Source organism: Devosia sp. A369 (genome assembly GCF_054489345.1).
In genome coordinates this window covers 108,145-134,420 of record NZ_JBTMWV010000002.1, presented here as the reverse complement: position 1 = coordinate 134,420, position 26,276 = coordinate 108,145, and the positions used below count along the sequence as shown (strand labels likewise).

Below are 26,276 nucleotides of genomic sequence, written 5' to 3'. Positions count from 1 at the left end.
GGCCGACTGGCGGCCGGGCCTCAAGCGGGGACTACTGCTTGAAGTAGAACTGCTCGGTATTCAGCGTGCCCGGATCAGGGTGGATCCAGCCGACCGGAGTATCTTCGGGGACGTTGCCGAGCGTATTGCCCACCACGGCAAAGCTGTTGATCGCGGTACTGACGCCGATCTGGTAGAATTGATCGGCCGCAATATCGAGGATCTGCTGGAACAGCGCCGCCTGCTTGTCGGGGTCCGACGTACCCTTGATCTGGTCATAGAGCGACCACTGGTCCTTGACGTAAGCTGGCGGTTCCTCGCCGCCGTCGCCGATATAATATTTCGCCCAGTCGATGGCGAAATTGGTCTCGGTGGAGAAGGGGAAATAGTCGCGTGGGTCGATGAACACGTCGATGCCGCCCGAGGTTGCGCCCCAGACCACGATGTCATGCTGGCTGGCGGTCTTTTCCTCATAGAACCGCGTGCGGTCCATGGCAGCGAAGCGAGCATCGACGCCCACGGCCTGCCAATATTGCACGAACAGCTCAGCCGCATCGGCCATGGCGCCCAGTGCGGTCACTGCCGCGACATTGACCACCAGCGGACTGCCATCGGGCGCCAGCCGCAAGCCATTGCCGCCCCGCTTGTCGAGACCGATGGAGTCGAGCAGGCGGTTGGCTTCAGCCACGTCATATTCGAGATACTGGGTAGCCAGCTTCTCATTATAGAACGGCGTGCCCTGGCGCGGCGACACCTGCTGCGGCGTGCCCTGCCCCAGATACAGCGTGTCGATGATCGCCTGGCGATCCAGCGCATGGGACAGCGCGACGCGGAAGTCCTTGTTCTGGAACACCGGCTGCTTGACCGGATCGTGCGAGTTGAGATTGACCGAAATGGTCATCGCATTGCCGACGCGGGATTCACGGCTGCTGATATGATAATTGCCGGCATCCATGCCCTCGGCCAGCACCGGCAGATTGGGCGGATTGGCGATGTGGCGCACTTCATAGTCGATTTCGCCGGCCAGCACGCCGAGCAGCAGCGTCTGGGCTTCCGCATTCACCGAGATGCTCAGATCGTCGATATAGGGCAGCTGGTTTCCGGCAGTGTCGACCTTCCAGTAATAGGGATTGCGCTCCAGCGTGACGCGGGTGGCGCCGGCCACATAGGGATCGATGATACGCCATGCCTCGATGGTCGGGCGTTCCGGATTGCGCCAGCGCTCGATGGCCTCGATGCCGATGCCGCACATGGCGATCATCCGCTCGGCCCAGTCTGCCGCCCCGGCCGCCTTGGCAGTAGCATCCGCCTCGGCGTTATATTTCGGCAGAAACGGGCTGCAATAGGCCTTGCTGAGCATCGCCAGCTGCACGCCATAGACGCTGGCGGCATTGATGATGAACAGCCCGTTCGGCTTGGTCCAGGAAATGGTGAATTCGGTCGGCGAGGTCACGGCGATGGTCGGCAATTCGCCCTCGACCGTCAGCCAGCCCGGCTTGGTCGGAAACAGCTTGGCGTCGGGGAGGACATCTTCGATGAAGAAGGCCACATCGTCGGAGCTGAAGGGCGAGCCATCCGACCACTTCATGCCCTCACGCAGGGTGAAGGTGAAGGATTTGCTATCGGCGCTGGCGGTGTAGCCGGTGGCGATATTGGGCACCACTTCGCCGGTCCAGTCGGCATCCCAGGCCAGCAGCGGCTCGTAGCCAAAGTGGGTGAAAAGCATGTTGCGGTCATTGCCGCCAACCATGCCACCGCGGAACGTCCCCCCATACTGCCCCACTTCTGCCACCGGCACGATGACGCGCGGATTTGCACTGACCCGCTCGGCAACGGCCGGCAGCGCCCCGCTGGCGACCAGCGCGTCGAGTTCAGGGGCCTGTTTGTAGTCCTGAGCGAATCCCGCACTGGCCAGGGCCAATACGGAGATTCCCGCTAATGCGGCTCGTGTGAAATGCTTCAATGTTCCCTCCCATCAAGCTTTGATCGATGGCACTTTCGTATGACAGCAACATTCTTGTCAATAAGAAATCATACTTCTTTTAAGACGCCCTGATACAGCCCCCAATTTCTGGCGTTGACAGGGCGCGTTTGGCAATGTTAGCTCGAAGCAATCATACTACTTTCTTTGCAGCAGGAGACTGACGTGACCTTCGACGAAATCAAAGCCAAGATCGGTACGGGCCTACTGTCCTTTCCGGTGACGGACTTCGATGCGGCGGGGGAGTTCGACCGCGACTCCTATGCGAAACGCCTGCAATGGCTGTCATCCTATGACATCTCGGGCCTGTTCGCGGCGGGCGGCACCGGCGAGTTCTTCTCGATCGGCTATGATGAATATGACGATGTGATCAGCACCGCCGTGCGCAACAGCGCCGCCAATGCGCCGGTGCTGGCCGGCGTCGGCTATGGCACCCGCCTCGCCGTCGACCTGGCCAGGCGCGCCGAAAAGGCCGGCGCCGCCGGCATTCTGGTGCTGCCGCATTATCTGATGTTCGCCGAGCAGGAAGGCATCATCGCCCATATGAAGGCGATCTGCGACGCGGTGCGCATCGGCGTCATCTATTACGCGCGCGACAATTCGCGACTGACCCCGGACTCGCTGGCCCGCCTCGCCGAGATGTGCCCCAATTTGATCGGCTACAAGGATGGCATTGGCGATCTGCAACTGATGGTGCAGGTGGCCAGCCGGATCGGCGACCGCATGGTGCATATTGGCGGCTTGCCGACCGCCGAAGTCTTCGCCCAGCCTTATCTGGAAATGGGCGTCACCACCTATTCCTCGGCGGTGTTCAACTTCGTCCCCGAGCTGGCGCTGCGCTTCTACAACGCCGTCCGGCAGCGCGACAGCGCCACGGTGCAAAGCCTGCTCAAGAGCTTCTACCTGCCGCTGATCGCGCTACGCGACCACAAGCGCGGCTACGCGGTGTCGATGATCAAGACCGGCGCCGAACTCGTCGGCCGCCCGGCCGGCAACGTCCGCAGCCCCCTGATCGACCTCGACCCGCATGAACGCGAAATCCTCGCCGGCCTGATCGCCGCGCACCGCTAAACACCCTCCCTGGTGTCAAAAAGCCCGGACCAGAAGGTCCGGGCTTTTTGGTTTGTACTGGGGAATTGAGCCTTACCCCCACCCCGAAACGCGATGTCATCCCGGCCTTGAGCCGGCCCCATCCTGAGATGGTTTCATCGGCATGATCGGGGGATGGACCCCGGCTCAAGGCCGGGTGACACCGCGGGTGGGGGAGAGTAACCCGCCAAGCTACCGCCCATACGGGTCCCAGCCATTGGCCTGAAACAGCGCAATAATATAGCCAAAGGTGAAGGCAAAGGCGGTTTCAAACGGCGCGGCGCCATCAATATCGGGGACGTGATCCGGCATGATCATGCAGTCGACGCCCACCTCCTTGTAGAGCCGCAGGCTGGCCGGCATGTCCATGTCGCCGGCATCGGGAAATTCCTCGGTGAAGGAGAAACGCCCGCCCTTGATATTGCGGAAATGCACGTTGAAAATTTTCTTCCGCTCGCCGAACCAGCGGATGATATCGCCGATCTCCTCACGCGGATTGACCAGACTTTCCGCCACCGTGCCCTGGCAGAAATTGAGCCCGTGATAGGGGCTTTCGGCGATGGAAACGAATTTCTTGAGCCCTTCGGCGCTGCCCAGCACCCGCTCCTCCATGCCCCGATAGCCCGGCGGCGTCAGCGGATCATGCGGATGGCAGGCGAGGCGCACCTTGCTGGCTTCGGCCACCGGCACGACGCGCTCGAGGAAATAGGTGATGCGCTCCCACATCTGCTCGGCACTGACCTGCCCGGCCCGCGTCAGCACCTCGCCATCACTCGCCTGATCGGCGCGATAGGTGGACAGCAGCGCGCCGCCGCGGCCGCGCTCGGAGGTGGTGCGGGGAATGCCCATCAGGTTGAAATTATACTTGGTCGCCTTGATGCCGAGATCATCGCCCAGCATCTCGATCAGCCGGCAAATGCCATCCAGCTCGCGCTCGCGCTCCGGCTCCTGCCCCAGCACGATGCCCGGCGATTTGACCCTGTCGACACCGGCCGAGGAGAGCGGCAATTGCACCATGTCGAGCACCAGCCCGGCCGCATCGATGCGGTCGATGTGCCGCGCCAGCACGTCGCGCGTCCAGCTATAGGGACTACCCGCCGGATCGATGCAGACATGGACAATGCCGAGCTGGGCCAGTTGCCGCAGATAGCGGTCGCCCACCTCTTCCAGCTTTTCGCCACTGAGCTGGGTGCCGATATACATGTCTCGCCCTCATGTTTTATGATTTCTCCAAAGTTGTATGAAATATTTGGCCATGCTACAAGAAAAATGCGCGACGAGGGGCGTGCAGAGCAGATATTTCCTGCAGGCGCGACGCGGCGCAGGATGATATGTTCGCTCACCTTGGTATTGAGATGCGGCAAAGGACAAATGGCGGAAATCCCAGCGATACGACTGACGGATCGGGTGAAGAGCGGCCTGGTGCAGATGATCCTGCAAGACAATCTGCAGCCCGGCGACAAGCTGCCGACGGCAGACCGGCTCTGCGAGCAGTTCTCGGTCAGCCGCACCGTGGTGCGCGAGGCCATTGCCAGCCTCAAGGCGGAAGGCCGGCTGCGCTCGCTGCGCGGCAGCGGCGTCTATGTCAGCGCCCCGCCCAAGCCCTCGGGCGGTTCGATGTTCATGGAGGCGCCGCAGGATATCGGCGACGTGCTGGATTTCATGGAATTCCGCATGAGCGTGGAAATCGAGGCGGCGGGGCTGGCGGCCGAGCGGCGCACCGAAACCAATCTGCTGCGCATGGAGCAGGCGATGAGCCAGTTCGCGCGGCATCTGGACGACAATACCCTGGCCACCGACGCCGATCGCAGCTTTCACCGCGCCATCGCCGACGCCACCAACAATACCCGGTTTCGCCTGTTCGTCGACGAAATGGGCGAGCGGCTGATCCCGCGCCGGGCGCTGGGCGCCAGTTTCAGCGACGACACCGACAAGGCCGAGTTCCTGCGCAATATCGACAGCGAGCACCGGCTGATTTTCGAAGCCATCACCGAGCGGCAGGCCGACGCCGCCCGCAGCGCCATGCGCCAGCACCTCGAAGGCGGCCGTCGCCGCTACCGCGAATGGAGCCTGGCGCATGATGCGGTGTGAGGCCTAAGGGGCGCGATCCTGCCCGCGAACAGAAAGCCAAAACCATGCACCAACCCGAGATCACCATGGTCATCGCCGAGCGCTTTGGAGTGGGGGAGAGCCCGGTCTGGGATGCGGCGCGGCAATGGCTGTGGTGGTGCGATATTCCGGCCGGGATGATCCACGCGCTGGATGTCGCCAATGGAACGCGACAGCGCTGGGCGTTTGACGAGCCGGTGCCCAGCTTCGGGCTGGCGCAGCAGGGCCGGCTGGTGGTGGCGCTACGCCATGATGTGGTGCTGTTCGATCCGGCCAGTGGCCGGCGCGAGACCGTGGCGCGGATTGCGCATGCCAAGCCGGAGATGCGGCTCAATGACGGCAAGGTCGGGCCGGATGGCGCCTTCTGGGTCGGCAGCATGGATGCCAGCGGCGACGGCCCGCCGGCCGGCCAGCTCTATCGCGTCGGCCCCGATGGTTCGGTGCGGGTGATTGCCGAGGGCATCGCCATTGCCAACGGGCTGGCGTGGAACGCTGCCGCGACGCGGCTCTATCATTCGGATTCACGCGGCGATATCTGGCTTGATTGCTGGGATTTTGCCGTCAGCGACGGTGCAGTCAGCAATCGCCGTCGGCTGCGCGAGCATGACGAAGCGGCGGGCCGGCCCGATGGCGGCGCCTGCGATCTGGACGATATCTATTGGTCAGCCGGCCCGTCGGCGAGCCGGATCAACCGGTTTTCGGCTGATGGGGACTTGCTCGGCTGGGTCGACGTGCCATTGCGCAATCCGACCATGCCCTGCTTTGGCGGGCCAGATCTGCGCACCATCTATGTGACGAGCCTCGACTCCAAGTCCGACGCCGCTGGGCTGGATGGCATCATCAGTTTTCGCGTCGAGACCCCCGGCGTGCCCGTCGCCCGGTTTGGGACCTAGCCCTTGCCGTAAGTCGATGGCGGCGCGCCGACCACCCATTGCTCCAGATCGGTGGCGGTGCCGGTTTGCAGCCCCGACAAATCTGACAGCAGGTAGATGGCAAGCCGCGCCACTTCACTGGCCGACAATAGCCGGTCCAGTGGCAACGTGCTGGCGGCGGCGTCGACCCAACCTGGCCCCTTGCCCAGAATGTCAGCCTGCATCTGTTGCTCGCCGGTAGTGTTGGCCCAGCCCATATTGATGGCGTTGACCCGGATGCGGTCGGCGACATGGGCATTGGCGGCATTGCGGGTCAGCGTCGCCAAGGCGCCCTTGCTGGCCGAATAGACCGCCAGGTCCGGCGCGCCGCAATGGGCGTTCATCGACTGGATATTGACGATGGAGCCGGGCGCGCCGCGCTGGCGCAGATGGGTGATCAAGCCGCTCATCAGCAGGAACGGCGCGCGGGCATTGACGGCAAACAGCCGGTCCCACAGCTCGGCCGTGCCATCGAGAAAGCTGCCGCGATCCGTCGCGCCGGCAGCATTTACCAGCCCATCCAGCGGCCCATTTTCCAGCGCTTCGGCCAGCAGCCGCGGCGGCACCTGCGGATCGCTCAATTCGCCAAACACCAGTTCGGCCTTGGGCAATTCGGCCCGCACCGGCCCGGCCTTGTCCGGATTGCGCCCGGCCAGCACGATACGGCTGGCGCCATTGGCGTGAGCGTGGCGGGCGATTTCGAGGCCGACGCCCTGAAAGCCACCGGTGATGAAAATGGCTTTGCCCAGCAGGGCTTGTCCAAACGGCGCAGTCATCGGCCTCGTCTCCGAAAAATCAGCTTTGATCGGTCAGCCGCACATACAGCGCGGTGACCACCAGAATGATGGCGCCGAACAGCATGCGCCGCGCGCCCTCGGGAATCTGTAGCAGGGTGAGCAGCGTGCCCAGCACGGTCAGGATCAGCGCCCCGACAATGGTGCCGGAATAGCTGCCGCGCCCGCCAAAAATCGAGGTGCCGCCAATGACCGCAGCGGCAACCGAGGGCAGCAGCAGCGAATTGGCCAGCGACAGCGATGGCGCGCGAATAATGCCGACATAAAGCAGGCCGGTGAGGCCGGCGATCAAGCCAACCAGCGTATAAAGCGCCATCAGCACCTGCCAGGAGCGCACGCCCGAGAGGCGGGTGGCGTTCTCATTGGCGCCGATGGCGTAGAGCAGCCGGCCAAAGCCGGTGCGCCGCAGCCCCCAGATGATGAGGATGGCGAAGGGCACGAACAGGTACAGCGCATTGGGCATGCCCATGGTTCGGCCAGTGCCCAGCCATTCGAACATCCCAGGAATTTCCGAACCGGTATTGATGACATAGCGCTGATAGACCTGCAGACACCCGGTGCCGATCAAGCCGGTGCCCAGCGTCATAATCAGCGGATGGACGCGGCAGATGCCGACGCCGAAGCCGTTGACCAGCCCCATCAGCACCGCCGGCACCAGCGCCAGCGCGATGGCCGAAGGGCCGCCGACCAGCGGCGTCAGCGAGGCCACGACAAAGGCGCTGACCGTGGCGACGACGCCGGCCGACAGGTCGATGCCGCCGGTGAGCATGGTCAGGGTCTGGCAGGCGGCCAGCATGGCCAGCGGAATGGCGAAGCGGATGGTGTTGCCGATCCAGCGTTCGTTGAAAATGCCCGGCTGCAGAAATTCGAGCAGCCCGATCAGGGCAAACAGCAGCAGCACCAGCGGCAGCACCGGGTTTTCACGGATGATCCGGGCGCTGTGTTGCAGCGGTGACAGGGTCTCGGCTGGCATAGTCATCAGCGCCGTCCTTTCATGGCCAGCAGGCCGCCGATCATCACCACGGCGACCATGATGATGCCTTCGATGATGGTGGTGACGTTGGGATCGACCGAGAGCAAAGTGAGATCGAGGCGCAGAGTGCGCAGGATGAAGACGGCGATGATTGGCCCGAGAAGGCCGCCGCGTCCGCCCGTCAGCGAAATACCACCGAGCACGACGGCGGCCACGCTGGCCAGCAGATAGGGGCCGGGGATCGGCTCGCCGATGCCGGTGCTCAGGGTGATGGCGATCCCGCCCAAAGCGGCGAACAATCCGGCCAGCGCATAGGCGGCAATGCGGGTCAGCCCGATCGGCACGCCGGAACGGAAGGCCGCATGCTGGTCGCTGCCGATGGCGTAGATGGACAGGCCCAATTTGGAGCGGCGCAGCGGCAGCCAGATGATGGCGGTGAAGGCGATGAGCACCACCAGTGCGCGCGGCAGCCAGGCGGTCCATTCGGGTGGCAGGCCGGGAATGGTGACGCTGCCGACCACCAGCGCCCGCAGCCACGGCGTCGCCGCGCCGCCGGGGGCGTTGAGGATCAGCAGGGCCACGCCCTCCCAGACGAACAGCATGGCGAGGGTCACGACGATGTCGGGGACGCGGCTGAGCACGATCAGCAAGCCATTGAGCGCGCCCATGCCGGCCCCGGCGAGCAGCACGATAAGCACGACCAGCCCGGCATTGGCCTCGCCCATTTGCTGCATCAGCAGCGCGGCGATGACCCCGGCCACTGCCATGATCGAGGCGATGGACAGATCAATGCCACCGGCAATGACCACGATGCCCATGCCGATGGTGGCGAAGGCGAAAGGCAAAGCGGCGCGGGCCAAAGAGTCGAGGCCGGAAACGCCGAAATTGGGCTGGATGATGCGGGTCGAGACCAGCAGGATCAGCAGGATGACGCCGAGACCCAGCGTCCAGCCATGGCGGGAAAGCACGGCACTCATGGCTGGGCTCCGGCGTTGGCTTCGGCCTCGGTCAAGCCATAGGCGGCGCGCATCAGGTTTTGCTCCGTCGCGTCAGCGGCGTCGATGATGTCGACCACCTTGCCGCCGAAAATGACAATGGCGCGGTCGCAGGCCAGCGCCACCTCACCCAGCTCGGAGGTATAGAACAGGATGGAAGCCCCCTGCGCCGCCAGCTCGCGCAGCAGCGGGTAAATCTGGTGCTTGGTGCGCACGTCGATGCCGCGCGTCGGGTCGAACAGCAGCAGGGTTTCCACCCCGGCAGCGACCCAGCGGCCAATGGTGACCTTTTGCTGATTGCCGCCCGACAGCCGCCGTACTTCGGCCTGGGCGCGCATATCGATCTGCAGCCGCGCCACCGCATTGGCGACCTGCGCTGCTTCCTGCCGCATCGGAATGGCGCCCCATTTCGAGGGTCGCGCCAGCAGCGGCAAGGCGATGTTTTCGCGCACGGAACGCAGCATCAGCAGCGCGTCCTTGCGGTCACCGGGCACCAAAGTCAGCCCGCGCGCGATGGCATCGGCGGGATGGCCAAAGCTGGCCGGCTTGCCATCGACCGCGATGCTGCCGGCCTGGGCGCGGCGGAAGCCGGAGAGCACGTCGAACAGTTCATCCTGTCCCTGCCCTTCCAGCGCGACGACGCCCAGCACCTCGCCGCGATGCAGGTCAAACGACACATCCGCCAGCTTGGCCCCGGCGCTGATATTGCGCACCGCGAGGCGTGGCGTGCCGGTTCGGGTATCGGCCGGCCGCTCCCCACTCACCTCGACGCGGGTGGGCACGCCGCCCAGCATCAGCTCGACAATGTCTTCCTCGATGCCGGGCGCAATGACAAAGTCACCGACGGTAACGCCGTCGCGCAGCACCGAGGCACGGTCGCAGACGCGGGCGATTTCGGCAAAGCGATGCGAAATATAGATGACCGAGCGCCCGCTATCGGCCTGAGCGCGAATAACCGTCAGCACCCGCTCGACCAGATCGGTCGGCAAAGCGGCGGTCATCTCGTCGAGCAGCAAAACCTTGGGCTCCTTCGCCAAGGTCATGGCCAGATCGAGGATGCGCAACGTCGCCAGCGGCAAATGCGCAATAATAGCATCGAGCCGCAAATCGGCGATGCCCAGCTCGCTCACCCAATGGCGGAACGGCGCCAGTTTCACATCGATCAGCCGCAGATTGTCGGCCACGTCGAGGTCGGGGATCAGCGAGGGCTCCTGATAGACCGGCATGATGCCGGCGCGGCGCGCCTGCGCCGGCGAGGCAAAGCGGCGGTCCTGCCCATCGAGATGGATATGACCGGCATCGGCCCGCAGGGCGCCGGTGAGAATTTTGACGAAGGTGGATTTACCCGCCCCGTTGGCCCCCATCAGCGCGACGATTTCGCCGGCGGCCACGGTGAGCGACGCATCCTTGAGCGCCACGACCGCGCCGAAGCGCTTGGTCACATTGCGCGCGTCCAGCACAGGACGCACCGAAGCTGCTTCCGTCATATAGGCGACACCCTACCCTGGTCGGCCGGTAAATTGTCCCCGGCCCGCAGGCCGGGGACAGCGATCAGATCACTCGCCGGGCCCCTTGCAGGCGATGATTTCCTCGGTGGTGTAGGTGGTAAAGTCCGGAATCGAGGTGCTCACCGGCCATTCGGAATCAAGGTTCGGGTTCTGCGCCGCGGCGATCTTGGCCTTGCCTTCCTCCGAGACGTTGTCCCACAGCTCAGGCGTGACCAGCACGGTCTTCTCGGCTGGCGCCTTGCCCTGAAGAATCTGCAACGCGACGGTGACGCCGGCCCCGCCGATCGAGCCCGGATTGGTCACTGCTGCACCGACGAGGCCTTCGACGCTGGCCAATTGGCCAACAAAGCCGGCATTGTCGGCGCCGACGACCGGCACCAGCGGCGTTTCGGATTCGACGAAGGCGTCGACGATGACGTTGTCGATGCCCGAGGTCCACACGCCGTCAAACGGGATGCCGGTGGCCATATAGTCGAGGATCTGCTGCTTGCCCTGGTCCTGCTGCCAGTTGGTGAACACTTCCTGGCCCACTTTCACGTCCGGATATTCGGCCAGAGCGCGCTTGAAGCCTTTATCGCGATCATCATCGGCCGAGGCCCCGGCGGCGCCGCGCATATAGACGACGCTACCCTTGCCGCCGATCTGCTCGAACAGCCATTTGGCGCCGAGATAGGCGTATTCTTCCTGGTTGTTGGACACCACATAGGCGGAGGGCTCCGTCACCGCCTGATCGACCGCCACCACGACGATGCCGGCATCGGTGGCTTCCTTGATCGCCGAATTGATGCCTTCGGGATTGGCTGGATTGACGACGATGGCGTCGACACCGGCCTGGATCAGATTGCGGATGTCTTCGAGCTGACCGGCCGCGTCGGTATTGCGGTGCGCAATATTGAGCGAGGCGACCAGACCGGAATCGAGGGCCTGCGCCTTGATGGAGCAGATCATTTCCTCGCGCCAGCCATTGCCCTGCACGGTGTTGGAGACGCCGATCTTGTATTCCTGGGCCGCAGCGGCGCCGCTGAGACCAAGTAGAATAGCGACCGCGCTGGCGGTCATGAGCAGCTTCGTCATGGTAGTCCTCCCTTAAGACTATGGTCAGTCTTGCATATTCTTTTGATCACTTCACGTATGGATTGAGTACATCGCGCGCCAACAGGAAGCCGCGCTTGAGTTTGTCGTCTGTGCCTTCAAAATCGCGGTCTTCATGCTCGATGATAACCGGACCGTCATAGCCGGCGCGGTAGAGGCCGGAGAAGAACTGGGCCCAGTCGATATCGCCAAGGCCCGGCATGCGCGGTATCTGCCAGCCGATACCGACCGACATGATGCCGTTTTCATACAGCCCGTCGCGGTCGATCATCACGTCCTTGGCGTGGACATGGACCATTTTCGGGCCGAATTCGCGGATGAAGCGGGGCTGGTCGATCATCTGCCAGACCAGATGGGACGGATCGTAATTCATCCCGACGCCATCGCCCCAGGTCTCGAAAATGCGCCGCCAGATCCTTGGCGAATAGGCGATATTGTGGCCGCCCGGCCATTCGTCCTGGCTGAAAATCATCGGGCAATTTTCAAAGGCCAGCGTCACCCCGGCGTCGCGCGCATGGGCCACGATGGGGGCAAAGATGGTCTTGGCCCGCGCCCAGTTGTCCTCGACATTAAGCGCGCGGTCGCCGCCCATAAAACTGTTGACCACCTTCACCTTGAGCAGGCCGGCGGCAGTGATGACCTGCTTGAGATGAGCAATGACCGCCTCGCGATGGCCCGCATCGGCATGCAGCGGGTTGGGATAATAGCCCAGCCCGGAAATGCTGAGCCCCCGTGCGGCAAGCTCCTGATTGATATCCGCCGCCTGCCCGGGTGACAGCGTGGCCACATCGATATGCGAGGTGCCGGCATAGCGCCGCGTCTCGCCGCCGCTGCGGGGCCAGCAGGCGATTTCCAGCGCGGTAAAGCCGCTGCTCGACGCCCAGTCGGCGACATCCATCAGCCCTTCATCGGCAAAGGGCGCGGTCAGAATTCCCAGCTTCATTGGCTCACTCCCACATCGACCCAGCGTCCCTGTTCGGCGCTGCGCAGCACCGCATCGCAGAACAGCATTTCTTCATGGCCATCTTCAAAACTGGCGTAAGTCGCCGACGCCGACCGCCCGCCGGCCAGCACATCGGCATAGACCGCGCGGAACAGCGCAAAAAACGTATCGGCAAAGCCTTCGACATGCCCGCCGGGCAGGCTTGCCGCCGCGCTGCCGATGGCATTCAGCAGCCCCGGATCGCGCTGCAGCAATTGATTGGGCGCATCGCGATGGCCGAGCCAGAGCTGCTCGGGCTGTTCGGAGTGCCAGGCGGCAGAGCTGGCCGAGCCGCTGATTTCCCAGTTCATCGCATTCTTGCGGCCATGGCTGATCTGGCTGGTGGTGATGGCGCCGCGCGCGCCATTGCCGAAGCGCAGCAGGATCAGCGCCGCATCATCGGTTTCGATGCGGCGGGTTTCGCTCGCCTGCGCCCCGGACCTGGCGAAGGTTTCCACCGGCCCCAGCGGCCGCTGCCGCTCAGGAATGAAGGTGGCGAGATCGGCGAGGATTGAGGTGGGCCGCAAGCCGCTGATGAAGCTGACCAGATCGAGCAGATGAGTGCCGATATCGCCGACCGAGCGCAGCGCCCCGCCCTGCCCGACCTCCAGCCGCCAGTTCCAGTCGCTCGGCTCGGCCAGCCAATCCTGATGGTAATGCCCGGTGATCAGCCGGATCTCGCCCAATTCGCCCGCCGCGACCATGCCCCGCGCCTGCTGATTGAGCGGATAAAACCGCGTGTTGTAGCAGACGGCAGCGCCGCGATTGCTGGCGCGGGCCAGCGCAACCATTTCCGCCGATTCCGCCGAGGTCATCGCCAGCGGCTTTTCGCAAATGACATGCTTGCCGGCCGCCAGAATGGCTTTGACCTGCGCATAATGCGCATGATTGGGCGAGGTGACATGCACCACATCGACGCCCGGATCGGCCAACAGCTTTTCCAGTGAGCCATAGGCCTGAGGCACGCCAAGCGCCGCCGCCCGTTCGGCACCGCGTTCGGCGCTCGAGCCGAGCACACCGGTGACGCGCACGCCCAGCCGCCGCAGCGCCCCCAGATGCACGCTGCCGATAAAGCCCGTGCCGATGATGGCAACACCCAGATCATGCAATCCGGTCATAAATCCTCCCGCGCCTAAACCACCGAATAACCCCCATCCACCGGAATGCAGGCCCCGGTGATGAAGCCCGAACCTTCCGAAGCCAGAAACAGCGCCACCCCGGCAATGTCGTCGGGCTGCCCCCAGCGCCCGAGCGGGGTGCGCGTGGTGACATTGGCGACATGCACCGGATCGGTGCGGCTACGGGCAGATTGTTCGGTGACGATGAAGCCGGGCGCGATGGCGTTGACCCGCACCCCGTCCGGGGCCCAGGCGATGGCCAGCGATTTGGTCAGCTGCTCAATCGCCGCCTTGCTGGCGCCATAGGCCGGATTGCGCGGGCTGCCGAAGCGGGCATACATCGAGGCGATATTGATCAGGCTGCCGCCGCTGGCCTTGAGCTGGGGGTAAAACGTCTCGGCGGTGCGGAAACTGCCCAGCAGATTGACGTCGACCACCTTGGCGAAAAACGCCGGGTCCATTTCCTCGCCGCGCGCGGTGATGGCGGCGCAATTGACCAGAATGTCGAGCCTGTCGATGCTCTGCCCCAATGCGCTGACGGCAGCGCCATCGGTGACATCGAGCTGAACATAGCGGAAGCGCTCGCGATCATCCTCGGCCGGCTGGTCTTCAACGCCGGTGATGGTGACGTTGGCGCCCGCCGCCTGAAACGCGCGGGCGATGGACGCACCAATGCCGGCCCGGCTGGCGCCGACAACCAGCACCGACGCGGCAGAAAAATCGAAGTTGACCTGCATCGGCAAACTCCCCCCTGTCCCCACCATCGCCGAGGATTGGCCGTCTGGCAATCGGCTCGATGCGCGACAATGCCAAGCACCTTGCCCTCGATGGGTGCGCCATGGTCTCGTGGGCCAAATCGGAGGGCAAAATGCGCGCACCAATCAGAATTCTCGTCATCGGGCTCGGCACCATGGGGCGCTCGCATGCGCTGGCCTATCTGCACAATCCGGGCTTCGAGATTGTCGGGCTGATGAGCCGGTCGATCAAATCCGCCAGCATCCCCGACGAGCTGCAGGGCCTGCCCCTGTTCGAGGATTTCGACACCGCGCTGGCCACCACCAGGCCCGACGCCGTCTCGATCAATTCCTGGCCCAATACCCATGCCGAATACGCCATCAAGGCGATGGAGGCCGGGGCCCATGTGTTCATGGAAAAGCCCATCGCCACCAATGTCGCCGATGCCAAGGCGGTGGTGGCGACGGCGCAGCGAACCGGGCGCAAGCTGGTGCTGGGCTATATTTTACGGGTGCATCCGAGCTGGATCAAATTCATCGAACTCAGCCAAACCCTGGGCAAGCCGCTGGTGATGCGGATGAATCTCAACCAGCAGAGCAATGGCCCCGCCTGGTATGGCCACAAGAACCTGATGGACTCGCTGACCCCAATCGTTGATTGCGGCGTGCATTATGTCGACGTGATGTGCCAGATGACCGGCGCCAAACCCGTCCGCGTGCATGGCATCGGCGCCAAATTATGGGCCGACGCCGACAAGCAGAATTACGGCCATCTGCATGTCACCTTCGATGACGGCTCGGTCGGCTGGTATGAGGCCGGCTGGGGCCCGATGATGAGCGAGACCGCCTATTTCGTCAAAGACGTGATCGGCCCCAAGGGCGCGGTGTCGATGGTGCCGGGCTCGTCCTCGGGCAAGGACCAGCTGCACGAGATCACCGACTCCGCCGATATCGACCGCCACACCAAAACCGACATGCTGCGCATCCATCATGCCGAAGTCGGGCCGGACAAGAATTTCCTCCGCCCCGACGAATTCATCTCGACCGAGGACGAGCCGACCCACCAGGAATTATGCGACCGCGAACAGGCGTTTTTCCTCAAGGCCATCATCGAGGATATCGACCTCAGCGACGCCATGGCGGCGGCGGTGAGCAGCCTCGAAATCGTGCTGGCGGCCGAGCAGTCGATTGCTGAAGGGCGGGTGGTCGAGCTGTAGCCCGGCCCCACCGTGCTCCCTTCCCAACGATGACAAGACCAGACGTTATCGATATCAGTAGCGCCTCGTCTGGAGGAATGCCCAATGCAACGCAGATCGCCGACAATGGCCGACGTGGCCCGATTGGCCGGCGTGACGGCGATGACCGTATCGCGGGCGCTGCGGCAGGAGGGCGCGGTTTCCGAGGCCACGCGCCAGCGCATCCAGGCCGCCGCCGAGACGCTGGGTTATGTGCTCGACGGTGCGGCGGCAGGGCTGAAGGCGGGGCGCACCGGCTTCGTCGCCGTGGTGATTCCGACGCTGAACAATTCCAATTTCGCCGAGACGGTGCAGGGGTTGACCGACCGGCTGGCCGGCTCGCGGCTGCAGGTACTGCTCGGCTACACCAACTACCAGATCGAGGAAGAAGAGCGCGTCATCGAATCCCTGCTGGTGCGGCGCCCCGAAGCGATCGTGGTGACCGGCGGCGACCACACCGAGCGCGCCCGCCGGCTGCTGGCCAATGCCGGGGTGCCGGTGATCGAGATGTGGGAAATCCCCAGCGCTCCCATCGGTCAGGTGGTCGGCTTCTCCAATTTCGACGCCGGCAGGCTGATGGTCGAGCATCTGCATGCAGCCGGCTATCGCCGCATTGCCTTTGTCGGCGGCACCGCCGCGCAGGACGCGCGTGGCATCGAGCGGCGGCGCGGCTATGAAGCGGCGGTGCTGGCCGCCGGCCATGATGCGCCGCGCGTGCTGGCCTTTGGCGAGCCGCCGATCACCCTCAAGCAAGGCCCCCAGGCGGTACAGGCCTTGCAGGCGCGCTGGCCCGATCTCGACGCGGTGATCTGCGTTTCCGACCTGCTGGCCTTCGGCATGCTGGCGGAATGCCAGCGCCAGGGCATCGCCGTGCCTGGGCAATGGGCCATTGCCGGCTTCGGCAATTACGATGTGTCGGAGGCCACCATGCCGGCGCTGACCACCATCGATGTGCAGGCCCGGATGATCGGCACCCGCGTCGGCGACGCCATGCTCGAGGCCATCGCCGCCGGCGGCAACGCCGAGCCCCGCATCCTGCTCACCGATATCAGTCTGGTAGTGCGCCAAAGCACATAGGGGTATCGCCATTCGGAGGCTTGTCGGCCATGACAGTTATCGATAACAATGCTTATTATCAATCAAGGCTCGTATTCGATAATCTGGCGGCCCAGTTCGACGGCCATGCCGTGCTCACTCCGGTTATTTGAGGTCACCATGCGTTCCATCGTCATTCACGCCCCCAAGGATCTGCGCATCGAAGACAGCGCCGCCGAGGCCCCCGGCCCCGGCCAGGTGCTGGTGCGCATCGAGCGCGGCGGCATTTGCGGCTCGGACCTGCATTATTACAATCATGGCGGCTTCGGCACGGTCCGGATCAAGCAGCCCATGGTGCTGGGCCACGAGGTCTCCGGGCGCATCGCCGCGCTGGGCGAGGGCGTCACCACGCTCAAGCTGGGCGATCTGGTGGCGGTCAGCCCGTCGCGCCCCTGCGGCCACTGCCGCTATTGCCAGGAAGGCAAGCAGAACCACTGCCTCAATATGCGCTTCTATGGCTCGGCCATGCCCTTCCCCCATATTCAGGGCGCCTTCCGCGAGGAGCTGGTGGCCGATGCCAGCCAATGCGTCGTCGCCAACGGCCTCAGCGCCGGCGAAGCCGCGATTGCCGAGCCGCTCGCGGTCTGCCTGCACGGCGTCCGCCAGGCCGGTGAAGTCCTCGGCAAGAAAGTGCTGATCACCGGCAGCGGCCCCATCGGCGTGCTCTGCGTCTTGGCCGCCCGCCGCGCCGGCGCCAGCGAGATCGTCATCACCGACATCACCGACCAGACGCTGGAACACGCCAAGCGCGCCGGCGCCGACCGGACCATCAACACCGCAACCGATACCGAGGCGATGACCGCCTATGGCGTCGACAAGGGCTATTTCGACATTCACCTCGAATGCTCGGGCGCGCCGGTGGCTTTGGCCAGTGGCATTGCCGCAGTCCGACCCAAGGGTGTGATCGTGCAAGTCGGCATGGGCGGCGACATGAATTTGCCGGTGCAGTCGATCACCGCCAAAGAACTCTCGCTCAAAGGCTCGTTCCGTTTCCATGAGGAATTCGAAACCGCCGTCCGCCTGATGCAGGGTGGCTTGATCGACGTAAAACCGCTGATCACCCACACCATGAAGCTGGCCGACGCCGTGGCGGCGTTCGAGCTGGCGTCGGATCGCAAAGTGGCCATGAAGGTGCAGCTCGAAATGGCTTAGGCCGTTTCTGCAAACCACCAGAAAACCGTCAGCATGCTGCAAGAAAAGGGGCAGAAACCGGCCTCTTTTCTTGCTGCTATCAGCGCCAGGCGCTGACTGCCTCGACCATGCCGGCCAGCGGCTGGGTGCCGTCGACCATCAACACATCCGGCTCATTATTCGGGCGTTCCAGCGTGCGCAACTGGCTGTCGAGCAGCGCCGGCGGCATGTAGTGGCCAGTCCGCTCGGCCATGCGCTGCTCCAAGACGGAACGGGGCAAATCGATCATGACGAAGCGCAAATTGGGACCAACGGCCAAGCGCAGCCGGTCACGATAGGCGAGCCGCAGGGCCGAGCAACTCGCGACCGCGCCACGATTTTCTGTGACAATCGCCGCGCCGATACGGTCGAGCCAGGGCCAGCGATCAGTGTCATCGAGCGGAATGCCGCCGGCCATTTTGGCGACATTGGCCGGGCCATGCAGCTCGTCGCCCTCGATATAGGGCACGCTCCAGCTGGCGGCCAGCGCCTCGGCCAGCGTCGATTTTCCGCAACCGCTGACCCCCATGACGATGAACTGGCTCGTCATTTTCAGAGCGAAACCGTAATGCCGCCATCGACATAGAGCGTATGGCCATTGACGAAGCTCGACGCATCCGAGGCCAGGAACACCGCAGCGCCAACCAGCTCATCGACATTGCCCCAGCGCCCGGCGGGGGTCCGCTTTTCCAGCCACGAGGAGAATTCAGGATTGTCGACCAGCGCCTGATTGAGCGGCGTCTTGAAATAGCCCGGCGCTATGGCGTTGATCTGGATGCCATATTTGGCCCAGTCGGTGCACATGCCGCGCGTCAGATTGCGCACCGCGCCCTTGGTGGCGGTGTAGGGCGCGATGCCGGGGCGCGCGAGTTCGGCCTGCACCGAAGCGATATTGACGATCTTGCCGCGCCCGCGCGCGATCATGTGTCGGGCCACGGCCTGGCCGGTATAGAACACGCTCGACACATTGGTGCGCAGCAATTGCTCCCAGCGGTCGACGGGGAAATCCTCCAGCGCGCTGCGGAACTGCATGCCGGCATTGTTGACCAGAATTTCGATGGCGCCGAAGCGCTGCTCGACCGCATCGACGCCAGCCACCACCGCGTCATGGTCGGTCACGTCAAAGGCGGCAATCTCCACCGCCAGCCCGTCGGCCCGCAAACTCGCGGCGGCGGCTTCGAGCTTGTCGGCGTCACGGCCATTGAGCACCACCCTGGCGCCATAGCCGGCCAGACCCCGCGCCAGCGCCAGGCCAATGCCCTGGCTTGAGCCGGTGATCAGCGCCAGCCGGTTGCTGAGATCGAAATGGTGAGTGCTCATGCTGTCATCCTGTGTGGGTATGAGGCGGGTGCTAGAGCACCGGCGAGGGCAAGGGCTGGCCGGAAAAATGCGCATCGAGATTGGCCAGCACCAGCCGGCCCATCTGCTGCCGGGTTTCCGCGGTCGCGGCGCCGATATGCGGCACGACGAGCAGATTCCCGGCGGCCAACAGATCGGTGGCGACGTTGGGCTCGCTTTCAAATACATCCAGCGCCGCGCCCCGCAACCGGCGCTCGCGTAGGGCGCTGGCCAGCTCGACCTCATTGACCAAAGCGCCCCGGGCGACATTGATCAGCAGGCCATCGGGACCAAGCGCATCAAGCACCTCGCGCCCGACGATATGGCGGGTTTCCGGCGTCGCGGCAGCGGCGAGGATCAACACATCGCTGGCCGCGGCCAGTTCAAGCAGTGACGGATAATAGCGATAAGGCACCTCGCGCTGCGAGCGATTGGCATAGGCGATACTGCCGCCAAAGCCCTCGAGGCGCCGGGCGATGCTGGCCCCGATGCGGCCCATGCCGAAAATGCCATAGCGCGCACCGGCGACCTTGCGGCCGAGCGGCATTTCGCCGGCGGCCCAGCTGCCGTCGCGCACATAGCTGTCGCCGCGCACCAGCTGGCGGTTGAAACCGACCAGCAGCCCGATCGCCAGATCGGCGACATCATCGGCCATCAGATCGGGCGTATTGGTGACGCGAAAGCCCTGCGCGCGGGCCTGTTCGAGATCGATCTTGTCATAGCCCACGCCATTGATGGCGACGATTTCCAAGCTGGGCATCGCCGCCGCCATGTCCTTGGCCAACCCCAGATGGCCACCGGTGACCACGGCGCGAACCACTGGCCCCACCTGCTGGAGAAACCTGGCCGGGTCGGACTGCTCATGCCAGCGATGCACGGAGAAACGCTGCGCGAGTTCGGCTTCGATGGCCGGCATGAGCGGATAGGTGAGGACGAGATCAGGCTTCACGACAAGTCTTTCCAGCAGGTCAGCCGCGGCCGACGAAAGGCATCTGGGTGGCCATGAGCGTCATGGTGAGCACATTGGCCGAGAGCGGCAGCATTGCCATATTGGCGACAGCCTGGCCGATCAGCGCACTGTCGATGGTGGGCTCCATCGCCGTCGAGCCGTCCGCCTGCAATGCACCGGTCCCGGCAATCTCCTTGGTCATGTCGGTGCCGGCATTGCCGATATCGATCTGGCCGCAGGCGATGTTGAAGCGCCGGCCATCGAGCGCCGACGATTTGGTCAGGCCGGTGATGGCGTGTTTGGTGGCGGTATAGGGCGCCGAGTTGGGACGCGGCGTGGTGGCCGAGATCGAGCCGTTATTGATGATGCGCCCGCCCTGCGGGCTTTGCGCCTTCATCTGGCGGAAGGCGGCCTGCGTACACAGGAAGGCCCCGGTCAAATTGGCCGCCACCACCTGATTCCAGATCTCGAAATCCAGCTCATCGATGGGCACCGCCGGGGCCGACATGCCGGCATTATTGACCAGCAGGTCGAGCCGCCCATAGGTGCTGACCACGGCGGCGAACAAAGCTGCCACGTCAGCCGGCACGCCGATATCGGCGGCATGCACCATTGTGTCGCCACCCAGTTCGGCAGCAGCCGCCTGCAGCACCGCTGCGCGGCGGCCGGTCATGACCACCTTGTAGCCGGACTGCAGCAGGGCTTTGGTGATGGCCTTGCCGACGCCGGTGCCGGCGCCGGTGACCAGGGCAATACCGCCGCTCATGACAGGGTACCTCCCAATTCGTCTTCGATATGGGCGGTGATGATCTCGGCAAAGGTCTGTTCGGCGCGGAAGCCGAGCGACAACGCCAGGGTCGGGGCATAGTCATAGGCCCAGCCATCGACGATCTTGATGATGCGCGCATCGGGCTCGCGGCGGATCAGGCGGACGGCCTTGTCGCCGGCCACGCTGCGCAGCGCCTCGATTTCGTCGGCAACGGTGGCCGACAGGCCCGGCATGATCAAATTGCGGCGCGTGCCCAACCCGCTCAGGTCGATACTGGCGCCATGCAGCAGGAAGCCGATGGCCGAGCGCGGGCTGGCGAACCAGTGGCGCACGCTGTCATCGACCGGCAAAACCGCCTCCTGCCCCACCAGCGGCTCGCGCAGGATGTTGGAGAAGAAGCCCGAAGCCGCCGCGTTCGGCGTACCGGGGCGAATGCAGATGGTGGGCAGTCGAATGCCGATGCCATCGAAAAAGCCGCGCCGGCTGTAGTCGGCCAGGAGCATTTCGGTCATCGCCTTCTGCGTGCCATAGCTGGTCGAGGGCGCGGTGAGGAAGTCATCGCCGATGGGCGAGGCAAAGGGCGGGCCGAACACCGCCAGCGAGGAGCAAAACACCACGCGTGGGCAATAGGGTTGCTTGATGCCTTCGAGGCGGATCGCCTCGAACAGATTGCGACCGCCATCGAGATTGATGCGGTAGCCCTTCTCGAAATCGGCTTCGGCTTCGCCCGAAACCACGGCGGCGAGATGGAAAATCACGTCGGGACGGCCGGCCACCAGCGTGGTTGCGGCGCCAGCGACCGACAGATCGGACACCACCTGCTCGATCTTGCCAGCGAACCCGGTCGGGGCCGGCGGCTGGATGATATCGGTCAGCGTCAGGGTCTCGATCGGCTTGCCCGCCACTACCCCATCGGCAGCCAGCCGGCTGGCCAGCTTGCGGCCGATCATTCCGGCCGCCCCCACGATCAATACATGCATTTACTTATCCTGTTTACGAGAGCGGTCGGGAGCTCGAATCAGTCGGACCAGACGCAACCCTTGGAGCGCATCATCTCATAGCGGTCCTCGATCGACATTTGACCCTTACGGTGCATCTCGATCAACTGGCTTTCGGTATCCTCGCGATCCTGGCAGGCCTTGGCCAGCTTGGCGACATTGTCGGTCCGCACTACCACGACGCCATCGTCATCGCCGACAATGATGTCGCCCGGACGGATCAGTTCACCGCCGACAACCACCGGATTGTTGATGGTGCCCAGCGTGTCCTTGGAGGTGCCCTTGATGCACAGGCCCAGCGAGAACACCGGGAAGCCGATGGCGCGCAGGCCAACGCCATCGCGCACGCCGGCGTCGATCACCAGACCGGCAATGCCCTTGCCGATGCAGGCCGCCGCCAGCACGTCGCCAAAGCCCCCCTGATTGGGATTGTTGCCGGCGCTGAGCACCAGAATGTCGCCGGGCTGGGCCAGGTTGATGGCCTCGAAGATCATCAGATTGTCGCCGATATGGCACTGCGCGGTTATCGCGGGGCCACAGAATTTCAGGCCCGGCTTGATCGGCTTGATCTGCGGATCGAGCGCACCCAGCTTGCCCTGCGCTTCGTGAATCGTCGCCGGGCTGAACTTGCCGATGGCTTCGAGGTCGGCTTTGGCGGGGCGCTCGAAATTACGGATGACATGGGCCATTTGGAAAACCTTGGGGTTGGATTGGGGGAGGCAGGAACGAGCGCAGGACAGGGAGACGACGCGATGGTCGCGACGGCCTGATTGCGCCGGTTTCGCCCCCATTTCGGTGTTGGTATTGAGCGAAGTCTGGCGGGATCGCAGGAGGCTGACCAATACCGAATGTCCAATCGGGCTATAGAAAACGGCTATGGCTTGGCCGCCCCTATCGCTGGTCCTTATGGCCTAAGAACAAGACGCGCTTGGCCGTGCCCGCCGTTCATTCCTAAATTGCGGGCCACTTCCCCAGAGATGAAAACCGTTGAGCATGGACGCCACGACAATCGCCCCGCCCGCGACCCATGCAGCAGAAAGCGGGCTGACGCTGAGCTTTGTCGGCTCGCGCGCCCTCATGCTGGATGCGCCGGGCGACTTCGAGATCACCGTGCAGCAGCGCGTCTGGGGCCTGGCCGAACATCTGGCCGATTGGAGCGAGGTCGCCGAAGTGGTCATCGGCGTCACCAATCTGCTGGTTATCCTGACGCGCAGCGGCTGCGCCGATATCGAGGCGGTCAGCCAGCGGGTTCGCCACGCCTGGGCCAATCTGCCGCCGACCCGGATCGCGGGCCGCTGCATTGAAATTCCGGTCACCTATGGCGGGGAGCTTGCCATCGACCTGCTGGCCGTCGCCAAACGCGCCGGCCTGACGCCGCGCGAGGTCATCGAAATTCATGGCGCGGGCCACTATACCGTGGTCACCGTCGCCAGCTCGCCCGGCTTTGGCTATCTGCATGGGCTGGACCCGCGCATTCACATGCCGCGCAAGACCACCCCCTCGCTGAGCATGCCGACCGGCTCGGTGACCATTGGCGGCATGCTGACCGGCGTTGCCGTCACCACCGGGCCCAATGGCTGGAACGCCATCGGCCATTCCGAGATGAAGCTGTTCGACGCCACCCTGGCCGAGCCTGCCGTGCTGCGCTCCGGCGACCGGGTGCGGTTCCGCGCCGAGAGGATTTTGCTGTGATTGAGATCGTCGACTGCGGCACGCTCAATACCGTGCAGGATCTGGGCCGCTTCGGCCGCCGCTCCATCGGCATCGGCACCTCCGGCGCCATGGATGAGCTGGCCCTGCGGGTCGGCAATATCCTCGTCGGCAATGAGGAAGGCGCCGCCGGCATCGAGCTGCAGACCTTCCCGTTCCGCCTGCGCTTTACCCGGACCACCCGCTTTGCCGTGACCGGCACCGACGCGCCGGCCCAGCTCGACGGCACCCCCCTGCCGCCCTGGTGGACGAGCCAGGCGCAGGCCGGCCAGGAATTGCTCATCGCGGCGCCCGAACGCGGCGCGCGGGTCTATGTCACCATCGCCGGCGGGCTGGCCGTGCCGCTGGTGATGGAGTCGCGCAGCACCCATCTGCGCGGCGGTTTTGGCGGCCTCGACGGCCGGGCCTTGCGGGCGGGCGATCACCTGCCGCTCGGTCCGGCGGCGGCGTCATCGGCCTGGGAGATCGGCGCCTTGCCACCGGCCTATGCTGCCGGCCCGGTGCAACAGGTTCGTGCGATTGTCGGCGCCGAATTCACCCTGCTGCCGCTGGCGCTACAGGCCGAATTCTGGTCGGCAGACTGGACCATCTCGGCGCAAAGCGACCGGGCCGGTTATCGGCTGCGCGGGCCGGAGCTGAAATTGCCCAAGCCGGTGGAAATGCGCTCCTATGGCGTGGTGGCCGGCATCGTGCAGTTGCCCCCCTCGGGCCAGCCCATCGTGCAGTTGAGCGACGCCAATACCGCCGGCGGCTATCTCCGGCTGGCCGGCATCATCGAAGCCGACCTGCCCCGGATCGGCCAGGCCCGGCTCGGCAGCCGCATCCAATTTGTCGAAGTCGACTTCGCCACCGCCCAGCAGGCCATGGCCGACATCGACGATTATCTGACCGACCTGCGCCAGACCCTTGGCGCGCTGCACATTGCCCACACTCGATAGACGGAGACACCAGTGAAGCTCGATATCAATTCGGACATGGGCGAAGGCTTCGGCAATTATTCGGTCGGCGATGACGCCGCCATTCTCGGCTCGGTGACCTCGGCCAATGTCGCCTGCGGCTTTCATGCCGGCGACCCCAGCATCATGGCGCATACCGTTGCCATGGCCAAACAGGGCGGCATCGGCATTGGCGCCCATCCCGGCCTGCCCGATCTACTGGGCTTTGGCCGCCGCACTATGGCGGTCGACCCCAAGGACATGCGCAACATGCTGATCTACCAGATCGGCGCGCTGCAAGGCTTTGCCGCCGCTGCTGGCCATGAGGTGACCCATGTCAGCTATCACGCCGCCTTCGGCAATATGGCGACCGCCAACCGCGAGCTGGCAGATGTGATGACCCAAGCCATCGCGGCGGTCGATCGCGATCTGATCGTGTTTTCCATGCCCGACACCGAGGTCGAATTCTCGGCCCGGGCAGCCGGGCTGCGCACCATCCAGATGTTCCTCGCCGACCGCGGCTATCGCGAGGATGGCTCGCTGGTGCCGCGCGGCCAGTCCGGCGCGCTGATCACCGAGATCGACAGCGTCAAGGCGCGCATCCACCGCTTCGTCGAATCCGGCACCGTGCTCACCGCCGACGGCCAGTCCATCGGCATGCGCGCCCAATCCATCCTGATCCACAGCGACACGCCGGGGGCCGCGCAGATCGCTGCGGCGGTGCGCCAAGCCATCGTGGAGGCCGGCGGCGCAGTAGCCCCGGCGACCGAGATTGCCGCCTGAGGCCGATATCTTCATTTGGTACTCAGCGGACCGCGCATGATACAGCACGCTGGACTAAAAAATGGGGATCGTCATGGACATCCGTCGCCTTAACGCCTTTGTCAAAGTCGTGGATCTGGGCAGCGTGACGCGGGCCGCTGGCGTGCTGCGCCTGGCCCAGCCGGCGTTGAGCCAGCAGATCGCCGGTCTCGAACTCGAATTCGGGGTCAAGCTGCTGGTGCGCAGCCCGCGCGGCGTGACGCCGACCCCGGCCGGCATGGTGCTGTATCGCTATGCCAGCGCCATCCACCGCCAGCTCGAAGAAGCCCGCCGCAACGTCAAGGACACGGCGGGGGGCCTGTCGGGCAATGTCACCGTGGGGCTGGCGCCATGGAGTTCGGCCTCGCTGCTCGGGCCGGCTTTGCTGCGCGCGGTGCGGCGCGAGCATCCCGGCATCCTGCTGCATATCTTCGATATTTTCGGCATGGCCTTCAGCGAAATGCTGCTGCGCGGCCGGATGGATCTGGGACTGCTCTATGGCGATTCCGCGCCCCGGGGCCTGCACTACAAGACGCTGTACCAGGAAGAATTCTGCCTGATGGCGTCGGAAACGCTGCTGCCGGCGGAGCCCGGTCCCATCGACCTGCAAACGCTGGCGAGGCTGCCGATGATCCTGCCGACCGAGGAATCCTTCCTGCGCCAGATGGTGGACCGCCACTGCCGCAGCGCCGGGCTGACCCCGACCATCGTCGCCGAAGTGCAGTCGCGCCACGTGCTGGCGGCGGCGCTGTCGGATGGGCTGGGCGCGGCGGTGCTGCCGGCCAGCGTCGCCCGCTCGATGGTGACCGGCGACAGCGTCACCCTGCGCCCGCTCGCGCCGGCCATGAGCATGCCGGTCTCGCTGGCGATCCCCGACAGCACCGGGCTGAGCGATGCCGCCTATGCGGTGCATGAATTGCTGGTCGGGCTGATGCGGGACAACTCATCCTTGCTGCTCGACGCCCGCCTCTAGCAGCGTCTGGACCACCCACCATCAGCGGGTGGTCCATT

General features: G+C 64.6%; 26 protein-coding genes. 10 read left to right on the top strand and 16 right to left on the bottom strand.

All coding sequences use genetic code 11. The annotated features are described in order from the left end of the window. Positions 1-31 precede the first annotated feature (31 nt). Positions 32-1,900: an ABC transporter substrate-binding protein gene (locus tag ACX3OZ_RS04170; protein WP_459103897.1), complete on the bottom strand. Its 1,869-nt coding sequence runs from the start codon at positions 1,898-1,900 to the stop codon at positions 32-34. 225 nt (positions 1,901-2,125) lie between these two features. Here ACX3OZ_RS04170 and kdgD point away from each other — a divergent pair, with 225 nt between their 5' ends. Further along, positions 2,126-3,031, top strand: coding sequence for a 5-dehydro-4-deoxyglucarate dehydratase (gene kdgD / locus ACX3OZ_RS04165; RefSeq protein ID WP_459103896.1), 906 nt, complete (start codon positions 2,126-2,128; stop codon positions 3,029-3,031). A gap of 210 nt (positions 3,032-3,241) precedes the next feature. Here the strand turns inward: kdgD and ACX3OZ_RS04160 are convergent, their stop codons facing one another. Next, positions 3,242-4,252: a mannonate dehydratase gene (locus tag ACX3OZ_RS04160; RefSeq protein WP_459096521.1), complete on the bottom strand. Its 1,011-nt coding sequence runs from the start codon at positions 4,250-4,252 to the stop codon at positions 3,242-3,244. Between the two features lie 168 nt (positions 4,253-4,420). Here ACX3OZ_RS04160 and ACX3OZ_RS04155 point away from each other — a divergent pair, with 168 nt between their 5' ends. Both ACX3OZ_RS04155 and ACX3OZ_RS04150 read left to right on the top strand, forming a co-directional pair. After that, complete coding sequence (locus tag ACX3OZ_RS04155; RefSeq protein WP_459096520.1) at positions 4,421-5,140, top strand: FadR/GntR family transcriptional regulator; 720 nt, start codon at positions 4,421-4,423, stop codon at positions 5,138-5,140. 44 nt (positions 5,141-5,184) lie between these two features. Continuing rightward, a complete protein-coding gene (locus ACX3OZ_RS04150; RefSeq protein ID WP_459096519.1) occupies positions 5,185-6,051 on the top strand; it encodes an SMP-30/gluconolactonase/LRE family protein in 867 nt (288 codons plus the stop codon). On the opposite strand, the gene ACX3OZ_RS04145 is transcribed toward ACX3OZ_RS04150, so the two are convergent. The 8 genes from ACX3OZ_RS04145 to ACX3OZ_RS04110 all read right to left on the bottom strand — a co-directional run bounded on the left by ACX3OZ_RS04145 (position 6,048) and on the right by ACX3OZ_RS04110 (position 14,268). Further along, entirely contained in the window at positions 6,048-6,845 is a 798-nt protein-coding gene (locus ACX3OZ_RS04145) for an SDR family oxidoreductase (RefSeq protein WP_459096518.1), read from the bottom strand. The genes ACX3OZ_RS04150 and ACX3OZ_RS04145 overlap by 4 nt on opposite strands. 19 nt (positions 6,846-6,864) lie before the next feature. Then, positions 6,865-7,842: an ABC transporter permease gene (locus tag ACX3OZ_RS04140; protein ID WP_459096517.1), complete on the bottom strand. Its 978-nt coding sequence runs from the start codon at positions 7,840-7,842 to the stop codon at positions 6,865-6,867. Then, complete coding sequence (locus ACX3OZ_RS04135) at positions 7,842-8,813, bottom strand: ABC transporter permease (protein ID WP_459103895.1); 972 nt, start codon at positions 8,811-8,813, stop codon at positions 7,842-7,844. Before ACX3OZ_RS04135 ends, ACX3OZ_RS04140 begins: the two co-directional genes overlap by 1 nt. Continuing rightward, entirely contained in the window at positions 8,810-10,318 is a 1,509-nt protein-coding gene (locus tag ACX3OZ_RS04130) for a sugar ABC transporter ATP-binding protein (RefSeq protein ID WP_459103894.1), read from the bottom strand. The genes ACX3OZ_RS04135 and ACX3OZ_RS04130 overlap by 4 nt, the downstream gene beginning before the upstream one ends. Before the next feature lie 69 nt (positions 10,319-10,387). Continuing rightward, positions 10,388-11,413, bottom strand: a complete 1,026-nt coding sequence (locus tag ACX3OZ_RS04125; protein WP_459103893.1) for an ABC transporter substrate-binding protein — start codon at positions 11,411-11,413, stop codon at positions 10,388-10,390. A gap of 46 nt (positions 11,414-11,459) precedes the next feature. Continuing rightward, the gene (locus ACX3OZ_RS04120; protein ID WP_459103892.1) at positions 11,460-12,374 is read right to left on the bottom strand and encodes a sugar phosphate isomerase/epimerase family protein; all 915 of its coding nucleotides are present in this window, start codon (positions 12,372-12,374) and stop codon (positions 11,460-11,462) included. Further along, positions 12,371-13,531: a Gfo/Idh/MocA family protein gene (locus ACX3OZ_RS04115; protein WP_459096512.1), complete on the bottom strand. Its 1,161-nt coding sequence runs from the start codon at positions 13,529-13,531 to the stop codon at positions 12,371-12,373. The genes ACX3OZ_RS04120 and ACX3OZ_RS04115 overlap by 4 nt, the downstream gene beginning before the upstream one ends. 14 nt (positions 13,532-13,545) lie before the next feature. Next, complete coding sequence (locus ACX3OZ_RS04110) at positions 13,546-14,268, bottom strand: SDR family NAD(P)-dependent oxidoreductase (RefSeq protein WP_459096511.1); 723 nt, start codon at positions 14,266-14,268, stop codon at positions 13,546-13,548. A gap of 131 nt (positions 14,269-14,399) precedes the next feature. On the opposite strand from ACX3OZ_RS04110, the gene ACX3OZ_RS04105 reads away from it, so the two are divergent. The 3 genes from ACX3OZ_RS04105 to ACX3OZ_RS04095 all read left to right on the top strand — a co-directional run bounded on the left by ACX3OZ_RS04105 (position 14,400) and on the right by ACX3OZ_RS04095 (position 17,747). Continuing rightward, positions 14,400-15,482: a Gfo/Idh/MocA family oxidoreductase gene (locus ACX3OZ_RS04105; protein ID WP_459103891.1), complete on the top strand. Its 1,083-nt coding sequence runs from the start codon at positions 14,400-14,402 to the stop codon at positions 15,480-15,482. 84 nt (positions 15,483-15,566) lie between these two features. Further along, complete coding sequence (locus ACX3OZ_RS04100; protein ID WP_459096509.1) at positions 15,567-16,577, top strand: LacI family DNA-binding transcriptional regulator; 1,011 nt, start codon at positions 15,567-15,569, stop codon at positions 16,575-16,577. Positions 16,578-16,715: 138 nt separating this feature from the next. After that, a complete protein-coding gene (locus tag ACX3OZ_RS04095) occupies positions 16,716-17,747 on the top strand; it encodes an L-idonate 5-dehydrogenase (protein ID WP_459096508.1) in 1,032 nt (343 codons plus the stop codon). Positions 17,748-17,826: 79 nt separating this feature from the next. Here ACX3OZ_RS04095 and ACX3OZ_RS04090 read toward each other — a convergent pair whose 3' ends face one another. The 6 genes from ACX3OZ_RS04090 to ACX3OZ_RS04065 are packed head-to-tail and all read right to left on the bottom strand — an operon-like array spanning position 17,827 to position 22,508. Next, positions 17,827-18,315, bottom strand: a complete 489-nt coding sequence (locus tag ACX3OZ_RS04090) for a gluconokinase (RefSeq protein WP_459096507.1) — start codon at positions 18,313-18,315, stop codon at positions 17,827-17,829. Positions 18,316-18,317: 2 nt separating this feature from the next. Continuing rightward, positions 18,318-19,085, bottom strand: coding sequence for an SDR family oxidoreductase (locus ACX3OZ_RS04085; protein WP_459096506.1), 768 nt, complete (start codon positions 19,083-19,085; stop codon positions 18,318-18,320). 31 nt (positions 19,086-19,116) lie between these two features. Beyond that, complete coding sequence (locus ACX3OZ_RS04080; protein WP_459096505.1) at positions 19,117-20,052, bottom strand: 2-hydroxyacid dehydrogenase; 936 nt, start codon at positions 20,050-20,052, stop codon at positions 19,117-19,119. A gap of 19 nt (positions 20,053-20,071) precedes the next feature. Further along, positions 20,072-20,818, bottom strand: coding sequence for an SDR family oxidoreductase (locus ACX3OZ_RS04075; RefSeq protein ID WP_459096504.1), 747 nt, complete (start codon positions 20,816-20,818; stop codon positions 20,072-20,074). Beyond that, positions 20,815-21,801: a D-erythronate dehydrogenase gene (denD, locus tag ACX3OZ_RS04070; RefSeq protein WP_459096503.1), complete on the bottom strand. Its 987-nt coding sequence runs from the start codon at positions 21,799-21,801 to the stop codon at positions 20,815-20,817. Before denD ends, ACX3OZ_RS04075 begins: the two co-directional genes overlap by 4 nt. Positions 21,802-21,839: 38 nt before the next feature. Further along, a complete protein-coding gene (locus ACX3OZ_RS04065; RefSeq protein WP_459103890.1) occupies positions 21,840-22,508 on the bottom strand; it encodes a 4-carboxy-4-hydroxy-2-oxoadipate aldolase/oxaloacetate decarboxylase in 669 nt (222 codons plus the stop codon). Between the two features lie 304 nt (positions 22,509-22,812). On the opposite strand from ACX3OZ_RS04065, the gene pxpB reads away from it, so the two are divergent. The 4 genes from pxpB (at position 22,813) to ACX3OZ_RS04045 (ending at position 26,238) form a co-directional block, all read left to right on the top strand. Then, positions 22,813-23,511 carry a 5-oxoprolinase subunit PxpB gene (gene pxpB, locus ACX3OZ_RS04060; RefSeq protein ID WP_459103889.1) on the top strand — a complete coding sequence of 233 codons (699 nt, stop codon included), beginning with the start codon at positions 22,813-22,815 and terminating at the stop codon, positions 23,509-23,511. Next, positions 23,508-24,467 (top strand): 5-oxoprolinase subunit C family protein, encoded by a 960-nt coding sequence (locus ACX3OZ_RS04055; RefSeq protein WP_459096500.1) that lies wholly within the window; start codon positions 23,508-23,510, stop codon positions 24,465-24,467. Before pxpB ends, ACX3OZ_RS04055 begins: the two co-directional genes overlap by 4 nt. A gap of 12 nt (positions 24,468-24,479) precedes the next feature. Next, positions 24,480-25,247 carry a LamB/YcsF family protein gene (locus ACX3OZ_RS04050; protein WP_459096499.1) on the top strand — a complete coding sequence of 256 codons (768 nt, stop codon included), beginning with the start codon at positions 24,480-24,482 and terminating at the stop codon, positions 25,245-25,247. A gap of 73 nt (positions 25,248-25,320) precedes the next feature. Next, on the top strand, positions 25,321-26,238 hold the full coding sequence (locus ACX3OZ_RS04045) for a LysR substrate-binding domain-containing protein (protein ID WP_459103888.1): 918 nt from the start codon (positions 25,321-25,323) through the stop codon (positions 26,236-26,238). The last annotated feature ends 38 nt before the right edge of the window (positions 26,239-26,276 follow it).